This is a genomic window from Atopococcus tabaci DSM 17538 (assembly GCF_000429585.1).
GTDB lineage: Bacteria > Bacillota > Bacilli > Lactobacillales > Carnobacteriaceae_A > Atopococcus > Atopococcus tabaci.
On sequence record NZ_AUCD01000086.1, the window covers coordinates 1 to 8403 of the forward strand.

At 47.3% G+C, this 8403-nt stretch carries 8 protein-coding genes, 1 rRNA gene and 1 other annotated feature; all 9 genes read left to right on the forward strand.

The features are described from left to right. The first annotated feature begins 466 nt into the window (after nt 1-466). Entirely contained in the window at nt 467-967 is a 501-nt protein-coding gene (locus G470_RS15040) for a PfkB family carbohydrate kinase (protein WP_276202788.1), read from the forward strand. Further along, the gene (locus G470_RS15045; protein WP_276202789.1) at nt 951-1478 is read left to right on the forward strand and encodes a PfkB family carbohydrate kinase; all 528 of its coding nucleotides are present in this window, start codon (nt 951-953) and stop codon (nt 1476-1478) included. Before G470_RS15040 ends, G470_RS15045 begins: the two co-directional genes overlap by 17 nt. A gap of 150 nt (nt 1479-1628) precedes the next feature. After that, nucleotides 1629-1910, forward strand: a complete 282-nt coding sequence (yidD, locus tag G470_RS0110535) for a membrane protein insertion efficiency factor YidD (RefSeq protein WP_028274775.1) — start codon at nt 1629-1631, stop codon at nt 1908-1910. 128 nt (nt 1911-2038) lie between these two features. Then, the gene (locus G470_RS0110540) at nt 2039-2731 is read left to right on the forward strand and encodes a response regulator transcription factor (RefSeq protein WP_028274776.1); all 693 of its coding nucleotides are present in this window, start codon (nt 2039-2041) and stop codon (nt 2729-2731) included. Nucleotides 2732-2748: 17 nt separating this feature from the next. Continuing rightward, nucleotides 2749-3900, forward strand: a complete 1152-nt coding sequence (locus G470_RS0110545) for a sensor histidine kinase (RefSeq protein ID WP_205617928.1) — start codon at nt 2749-2751, stop codon at nt 3898-3900. 198 nt (nt 3901-4098) lie between these two features. Continuing rightward, nucleotides 4099-5415 carry a serine hydrolase gene (locus G470_RS0110550; RefSeq protein ID WP_028274778.1) on the forward strand — a complete coding sequence of 439 codons (1317 nt, stop codon included), beginning with the start codon at nt 4099-4101 and terminating at the stop codon, nt 5413-5415. Between the two features lie 78 nt (nt 5416-5493). Then, nucleotides 5494-5712: a binding site (T-box leader), on the forward strand. Nucleotides 5713-5778: 66 nt separating this feature from the next. Then, nucleotides 5779-7056, forward strand: coding sequence for a serine--tRNA ligase (gene serS, locus G470_RS0110555; RefSeq protein ID WP_028274779.1), 1278 nt, complete (start codon nt 5779-5781; stop codon nt 7054-7056). 182 nt (nt 7057-7238) lie between these two features. Then, the gene (gene msrA, locus G470_RS0110560; protein WP_028274780.1) at nt 7239-7775 is read left to right on the forward strand and encodes a peptide-methionine (S)-S-oxide reductase MsrA; all 537 of its coding nucleotides are present in this window, start codon (nt 7239-7241) and stop codon (nt 7773-7775) included. Between the two features lie 463 nt (nt 7776-8238). Further along, a 16S ribosomal RNA gene (locus G470_RS0110565) occupies nt 8239-8403 on the forward strand; the annotation flags it as partial.

The window sequence follows — 8403 nt, forward strand, 5'->3', positions numbered from 1 at the left end:
CCACGTACTAAGATTAGCAGATTAATGCGTTTAGGTCTAGATATGGACAGTGCTAAACGCATTGGTTACTCTAGAAAGAAATACTGGAGACTGTCAAAAACACCTGAAGTTCATTGGGTGCTTACAACGAAAAGACTCTACCGGTGGAACGTAGTTTCACTACGAGACCTGGCAGAGTCTGCTTACTTAAGATATTGAACCGCCGTATACGGAACCGTACGTACGGTGGTGTGAGAGGACGATAAATGAATTAATCATTTATCTCCTACTCGATTTCAAAAGAAACCAGCGTGAAAAATATGGATTTTCACGTATAAAGGTTGCGGTTACAAGGTTTTTGAGAAAGTCAGATGTGCCAAGTGGTTTACCGGTTTCTGAAGCTTTACGAAATCGATTGCATTTTAAACGGAAAACAGGTAAGGTTAAAGGGTAATGGTATTGGAATATTGAAAAAGAGGTTGAAGACATGGCAGAACATATTTTATGTGTTGGTGAGATTCTCTTACGGCTATCGACTCCGCTGGGCGTGCATTTTAATGATGCCGCAGCATTGAACATTCATTACGGGGGAGCCGAATCCAACGTCGCAGTCAATTTATCCAACCTGGGGTACAAAACAAGCTTTTTCAGCAAACTTCCTGAAAGCCAGCTCGGCATCGGGCTCAGAAACCACTTGCGCCGGTACGGAGTAGACATTGATTTGGTATTGGGCGGTGGAGAGCGCCTGGGAAGTTACTACTTAGACCATGGAGCTGGAGAACGGGCTTCCACGGTGATTTACGACCGCGCACGGTCCAGCGTCGCAGAAATGACCCTGTCCGAAGTGGACTTGGACAAGATTTTTGAAGGAAAAACCATGCTCCACATCACAGGCATCACGCCGGCATTGTCTCCGGACATGCGGGAAGTGAGCAAAGTCATCATCAAAGAAGGAAGCGAAAAATCGCGGATTGAAAATCAACTTTGACGTAAACTACCGTTCGAAACTATGGTCATTAGAAGAAGCATCGGCGTTCTTGAAAGAAGTCTTGCCGCATGTGGATTACTTGTCGGCCGCTAAATTGGATGCGGTTAACTTATTGGGCATCCCGGAAGTCGAAGAAGGCGTCAGTGATGAATTGAATTATTACTATGAACAAATTCACCAGATGTTCCCGAACATCCAAGTGATTTATTCCACCATCCGTAACGTCATTTCCGCGACACACAACACGTTGCAGGGAACCATGTGGGTGAAGGGGTTGACGTATTACTCCAAAGTACACGACATCGACTACATCATCGATCGAATCGGCGGAGGAGACGCGTTTGCTTCCGGAATTCTGCACGGAATTTTGAGTGGACAAAAACCGGATTATACGGTTAACTTTGCGACAGCATACTCCAGCTTGAAGCACAGTGTTTCCGGCGACATCAATCCATTCTCTATTGAAGAAACCGAACGCATCATGACGCATAACGCGGCGGTGAACCGCTAAACCACACAGAAACGGGTAAAGTCTGTTTATGGACTCCACCCGTTTTTTCATCCTCCCCTCTCTTTACAAACCGAGAACGCTTGTTATAATAAAAGCGACGATTCCTTGCGCTGACAGGCAAGGATTGTACAGAGAGGAGCACCACTGATCATGAAGAAAATCCTCATAGCGATAGTAAGAGGGTACCAAAAGGCGATTTCGCCCTTGTTTCCTCCTTCTTGCCGCTATTACCCGACGTGTTCAACGTATACCGTCCAAGCCTTGGAAAAACACGGAGCGTTGAAGGGAGCGTTGATGGGAGCCGCACGGATTCTCCGCTGCAACCCGATTGTGCGGGGCGGAGTCGACAAAGTGCCCGACCGCTTCACCCTCAAACGCAACCCTGATTACAACCCGGAAGATTTCATCAATCATATCGACCACCATCATTAAGAAAAGCCGGCAGTCTGTGTGAAGATGGCCGGCGATTTTGTTTGCCCACTTTTATGAATTCTTAAAAATTGGCTCTGTTGGAACATGGTAAAATGGAAGAAAGGAAGAGAATGAAAGGAGGGACAGTGATGAACATTTTGGTCGCGGACGATGACAAAGAGATTGTGGACCTGTTGGAAATTTATATCCGAAACGAAGGGCACACCGTTTTGAAAGCTTACGATGGGCAGCAAGTCTTGGACCAGATGTACGAAACAGATGGAATCGATTTGATGGTATTGGATGTCATGATGCCGAAAAAAGACGGCATTCAAGTGGTAAAAGAAGTCCGTCAATCTTCCCAAGTCCCTATATTGATGTTGAGTGCGAAAACCACGGATGTGGACAAAATCAAAGGACTGGTCAACGGGGCGGATGATTATGTGGTCAAACCGTTCAACCCGTTGGAAGTCATGGCCCGTATCAAATCGCTGCTGCGGAGAAGCACAGCGTACAGTCAAGCCTCCCACGTGGCGGACGAGTTGGAAGTGGGGCCGCTCATCATACGAAAAGATTCCCATGAAGTGGTGACGGTGGACGGAGTGCCGATTCAGTTGACCGCTTTGGAATTCGGAATCCTGCACTTGCTGGCCAACAACCCCAACCGTGTGTTCAGTGCGGATGAAATTTTTGAACGCGTGTGGCAGCAGGAAAGTGTGGTGTCTGCCAAAACCGTCATGGTGCATGTGAGCCATCTGCGGGATAAAATTGAAAAAGCGACGGGAGGAGAAAAAGTCATCCAAACCGTCTGGGGTGTTGGATACAAAATCGAGAACCGATAGAGAAAGAAGGAAGGCGTATGGACCTGAAAAGGCGTGAAAAAATCCGGTTGATGATGGAAGCTGTCATTACCACGGGCATCATCATCTTGGTATACTTTGCGGTATTCGTCATTCTGCGTTGGGTACTGCAGACTTTTTCTGGTTATTTTGAATCAATCTGGTTCTTCGGCGACTTCCTGGAACGTCTGCAAACCGAACAGTTGATGACGATTGCGCCGTTCCTCCTTGTCATTTTGATCACCATGGTGGTGGCTGTGGTGTACTGGCGTTTGAAACGGCGTCATCGCCAGTATGAGCTGCAACACATTATTGATGAGCTGCATTACATCGCACAAGGCAACTACACCCACCGCATCCGCGGACAGTACCGCGGGGATTTGAAAAAAGTGGTCGACAGCATTCACATGCTGGTGGACAGTACATTGGAAGCGATGGAAGAAGAACGGCGGATCGAACAATCCAAAGACGAATTGATCACCAATGTCAGCCATGACATCCGCACACCTTTGACCTCCATCATCGGGTACCTCAGCTTGGTGGAAGAGGGACGTTACCAATCGGTCGAAGAATTGACCACATACACGCACACGGCTTATGAAAAAGCCAAACAAATGAAAGTGATGGTGGATGATTTGTTTGAGTACACCAAAGTCCGTCAGACCACCACGCCGCTGAACATCACCGATTTTGACATCGTGCAGTTGTTGGAACAGCTGGCGGCTGATTTTGAATTGGAAGCGTCTGAGAAAGGGATGGAACTGAGCGTGCATGCCTCCCCTGAGCGGCTGATGATGCGGGGAGACCCTGAAAAATTGGTGCGGGTCTTCAACAACCTCCTGACGAACGCATTCAAGTACGGAAAAGATGGAGACAAAGTCCTGGTCGATGTGGGGCAGGAAGGACCGCAAGCCAAGATCACTGTCAGCAACAACGGGCAGCCGATTCCCGAAAAATCGCTGCGCCATCTGTTTGAACGATTTTATCGCGGCGAAGAATCCCGCTCGCAAGAAACATCCGGGACAGGACTGGGGCTAGCCATTGCCAAAAGCATCGTGGAACTGCACGGCGGAACGATTCAAGCCAAGACAGAAAACGGGTGGACTCAGTTTCATTTATTGCTGCCGTTGTATATCCGTCAAAAAACTTACGAATCCGAGCTCTTTGACTGAACATCCAGAAAGTATGAAAAGTTTATGAAAAACAACTCTTTTAGCGTTTGCGGACGAAAAAGGAGTTGTTTTTTTCTAGTTCTTTCAGTAACATAAACAAAGGATAAACACAGAGTAGTTTCATCTGTTCTAAACAACCTAGTTAACGCATACGAAATAAGACAGAATAAGAGATGAAGATGAAGGAGCAAGAAAAGAATGACAAAATGGAAAAAGTGGGCAGCGGCAGGATTGGCTGCTGGAGTACTCGTTCCCACAACAAACGGCATGGTCGTTTCTGCAGCAGCGCCTGAAGTGAAAGCCAACGCCGCCTTTATGATGGATATGGAATCCGGAAAAGTATTGATGAACCAAAACGGCGACGAACAGCTGGGAATCGCATCCATGACGAAGATGCTGGTTGAATACATTCTGTTTGAAGCAATCGAAAACGGCGACGTCACATGGGACCAACAAGTGAAAATCAGTGAGTACGCACACCAAGTCAGCCAAAACTACATATTGTCCAATGTGCCGCTCAGAGTGGATGAAACATATTCCATCAGAGAACTCTATGAAGCGATGGCGATTTATTCTGCCAATGGGGCCACCATCGCCATCGCGGAAGCCATCGCCGGAAGCGAACCGGCATTTGTGGACATGATGCGGGAAAAAGTGGAATCATGGGGCATCACCGACTATGCACTGTACAATACAACCGGGCTGAACAACGAATACCTACTCGGGAACCACTACCCCGGCAGTTCTGAAACGGATGAAAACTCGATGACTGCCAGAGGCATCGCCACCGTTGCCACCCGTTTGCTGGAAGACTACCCTCAAGTGTTGGAAACATCTTCCATCCCTGAAAAAGTTTTCCGTGAAGGCGCAGAGGATGCCATCTTGATGAAGAACTGGAACTGGATGCTGGACGGTTTGCTGTGGGAACGTGACGATGTGGACGGATTGAAAACCGGAACCACCGAGTACGCCGGAGCCGCGTTCACCGGTACAGCGAAAGACGGCGACGCCCGTTTGGTCACAGTCGTCATGGGAGCGGGAGACGGCCAAACAAACAAAGGCCAGCGTTTTGAAGAAACAGACAAAATGCTTGATTACGGGTTCAGCAGTTTTGACCGCGTGACGGCTTTGGAAGAAAATCAACTCATCGACAACGTGGAACCGCTGGAAGTCGTTTCCGGTAAAGAAGAAACCGTTCCATTGGCAGCAGGGGCTGAAGTGGAACTGGTTGTACCGAAAAATGTTTCAGCAGAAGATATGGTCATCACGTTCGAACCGAATGCAGATGTGGTAGATGAAGAAGGCCGCATCGAAGCGCCGGTCAAACAAGGAACAGAAGTCGGTACGTTTTATGTATCTTATGAAGGCGACGACTTGGGTTACTTGCAGGAAGACGCAGAAGGCCAGGCCGTCAAAGCTGTGGCAGGAGCAGATGTCGAAAAAGCCAACTTCTTTATAGTGGTGTTCAACTCAGTTAAAGATTTCTTCGGCGGGTTGTTCTCCCGGTTTGGTTAAACCGATAAAAGAACAAGTCTTTCGTTGACGAAAGCAGGCAAGTTGAGTAAAATAAAGGCACAATCACATATGCGAACGTTTATAGCGTGAAATAGTAAAATGGATGATGGTTAAGAGAGTCAGTGGGTGGTGTGAACTGATCCTTCCTCCATTTGAATCCCTCACGCGAAGTAAACAGCGAACCGGCTTTCTGCCGTTAAGTTGTTTCGGTGCCAGGCCGTTACCCTGATGAGTGTGGAGACAGCAAATGTCTCCAAATAAGGGTGGCACCGCGGAGAGCAGTCTTTCGTCCCTTCTTTATATAAGAAGAGATGGAAGGCTGTTTTTTTGTTTCGCAAAAAAATAGAAAAAGGAGCGATTGTTATGTTGGACAGAAAGAAACTGCGCCATGATTTTGATGCCGTTGTGGAACAGCTTGAGACCCGTGGAGTGAAAAAAGAAAGTCTCGGACGGTACGTTGAATTGGACGAAAAAAGAAGGGAACTGATTCAGCAATCCGAAGAAAAGAAACGACTGCGCAACGAAGTATCCGATCAAATCGCCCAACGCAAGCGCAACAAAGAAAATGCCGACGAGCAAATCGCGGAGATGCGCCAAGTCGGAGCGGACATCAAGCAGATCGACAACGAACTGGAAGCAATTGAAGCAGAGCTGTACGACATCGAAACAGGATTGCCGAACTTGCCGCATGAATCGGTGCCTGTGGGAGAAGACGAAGACGATAACGTGGAAGTCCGCCGCTGGGGAACAGCGACTGAAATGGATTTTGAACCGAAACCTCACTGGGAAATCGGCGAGGAACTAGGCATATTGGAATTTGAACGCGGTGCAAAAGTAGCGCAGAGCCGTTTCCTCTATTACAAAGGCTTGGGCGCACGTTTGGAGAGAGCGATTTACAACTTCATGATTGACGTGCATACACAAGAACACGGCTACACAGAAGTGCTGCCTCCATACTTGGTGAATGACGATGCGATGTTCGGCACCGGCCAATTCCCGAAATTCAAAGAAGATGTCTTCCAAATCAAAGGTCAGCCATTGACATTGATTCCAACCGCGGAAGTGCCGTTGACCAACTATTACCGAGACGAGATTTTGAATGAATCCGACTTGCCGGTTTATTTCACGGCCCTGTCTCCGTCTTTCCGTTCAGAAGCAGGAAGCGCCGGACGGGATACCCGCGGATTGATCCGTCTCCACCAGTTCAACAAAGTGGAAATGGTGAAGTTCAGCAAACCGGAAGAGTCCTATGAAGAATTGGAGAAGATGACGGCCAACGCCGAAAACATCCTTCAAAAACTGAACCTGCCGTACCGGGTCATTACGTTGTGCACGGGAGACATGGGCTTCGCTGCTGCGAAAACCTACGACATTGAAGTATGGATCCCCGCTCAAGAAACGTACCGGGAAATCAGCTCCTGCTCCAACACGGAAGACTTCCAGGCGCGCCGGGCAAAAATCCGTTACCGCCGCGAAGAAGACGGAAAGGTCGATTTCGTACACACATTGAACGGTTCAGGATTGGCAGTCGGCCGAACAGTTGCCGCCATTTTAGAAAACTACCAGCAACCGGACGGATCAGTGAAAGTTCCTGAAGTCCTGGTTCCATACATGAATGGCGTCACTGAAATCACGAAGTAAAAAAGCAAAGAACCCCATCGTTGCGGATGGGGTTCTTTTATCGTTTCCCTGTTGTAAAAAACTCCTTTCTCCAATCAAATGAATTTCCTTTTAATATATCAAGTGTTATAATAATCTGTAGCGTATGAAAGGGTTATCAGTAAAAAACTCTTCATATGATATGGAAGAAAGTGGGAATGAATATGAATAACGGACAGTTTGAAGTGGCGACATTTGCGGGTGGCTGCTTCTGGTGTATGGTTCACCCATTTGATGAACTTCCCGGTATCGAGAACGTAGTATCGGGATATACCGGTGGGCATGTTGAAAATCCTACGTACCAACAAGTCACTACGGGGATGACCGGCCATACTGAAGCGGTGCAAATCACTTACGATCCCGAGAAGATGCCTTATAAAGACTTAGTAGAAATTTATTGGCGCCAGACCGACCCCACGGATGCAAGCGGACAATTCGCCGATCGAGGTTCTTCGTATCGACCAGTTATCTTTTACCATAACGAAGAACAAAAGAAAATAGCAGAAGCGTCAAAAGAGGCGCTGCAAAACAGCAGCCGATTTGATCGTCCGATTGTCACGTCCATCGAACCGGCGCAGCCGTTCTATCCCGCAGAAGACTATCATCAAGACTACTATAGAAAGAACCCGTTGCATTATAAGATGTACAACCGAGGATCGGGCCGTGCGGGATTCATCGAACAAAACTGGGGAAAAGAGTAAGTTCCTTGTCCTGATTCAAGTGTTCAAAAGTGGTCACAACTGATAAGTTGGAAGAAAAACGAAAAAACTACAAAAAGATTACAGAAAAGCTTGTCTTTTATTTACAAAGCTGATATAGTATAAAACGTTGCTGCTGAACGGCGGCACACAAAAAAACAATCAAAAAAACTTGTTGACAGGGCGAAAGTCTTCTGCTAGAATTTATGATTGTGCGACACAAACTTTCTTCTTTACAAAAAAGCGAACAAAAATCGCTAAAATAAAATTGAAAAAAATGTTGACAACTATACGGAAAGATAGTATAGTATAAGAGTTGCTGCTGAAACAAAAACAGCAACGAAGTGGACCTTTGAAAACTGAACAAAGCAAAACGACCAAATGTGCAGGGAGTCTTGACACGATCAAGACAACACCCGCAGAACAATGTTCTGCAACAATTGCAACAAACAAATGAGCTACAAACTTTTACGAGAGTTTGATCCTGGCTCAGGACGAACGCTGGCGGCATGCCTAATACATGCAAGTCGTACGCTGAAGCGCTCTGCTTGCAGAGCGCGGATGAGTGGCGAACGGGTGAGTAACACGTGGGCAACCTGCCTGTAAGATCGGGATAACTCCGGGAAACCGG

What these genes read in the sequence shown, in the direction of transcription:
- G470_RS15040 (WP_276202788.1), top strand. Translation starts at nt 467, where the DNA reads ATGGCAGAACATATTTTATGTGTTGGTGAGATTCTCTTACGGCTATCG.
- yidD (WP_028274775.1), top strand. Translation starts at nt 1,629, where the DNA reads ATGAAGAAAATCCTCATAGCGATAGTAAGAGGGTACCAAAAGGCGATT.
- G470_RS0110540 (WP_028274776.1), top strand. Translation starts at nt 2,039, where the DNA reads ATGAACATTTTGGTCGCGGACGATGACAAAGAGATTGTGGACCTGTTG.
- G470_RS0110545 (WP_205617928.1), top strand. Translation starts at nt 2,749, where the DNA reads ATGGACCTGAAAAGGCGTGAAAAAATCCGGTTGATGATGGAAGCTGTC.
- G470_RS0110550 (WP_028274778.1), top strand. Translation starts at nt 4,099, where the DNA reads ATGACAAAATGGAAAAAGTGGGCAGCGGCAGGATTGGCTGCTGGAGTA.
- serS (WP_028274779.1), top strand. Translation starts at nt 5,779, where the DNA reads ATGTTGGACAGAAAGAAACTGCGCCATGATTTTGATGCCGTTGTGGAA.
- msrA (WP_028274780.1), top strand. Translation starts at nt 7,239, where the DNA reads ATGAATAACGGACAGTTTGAAGTGGCGACATTTGCGGGTGGCTGCTTC.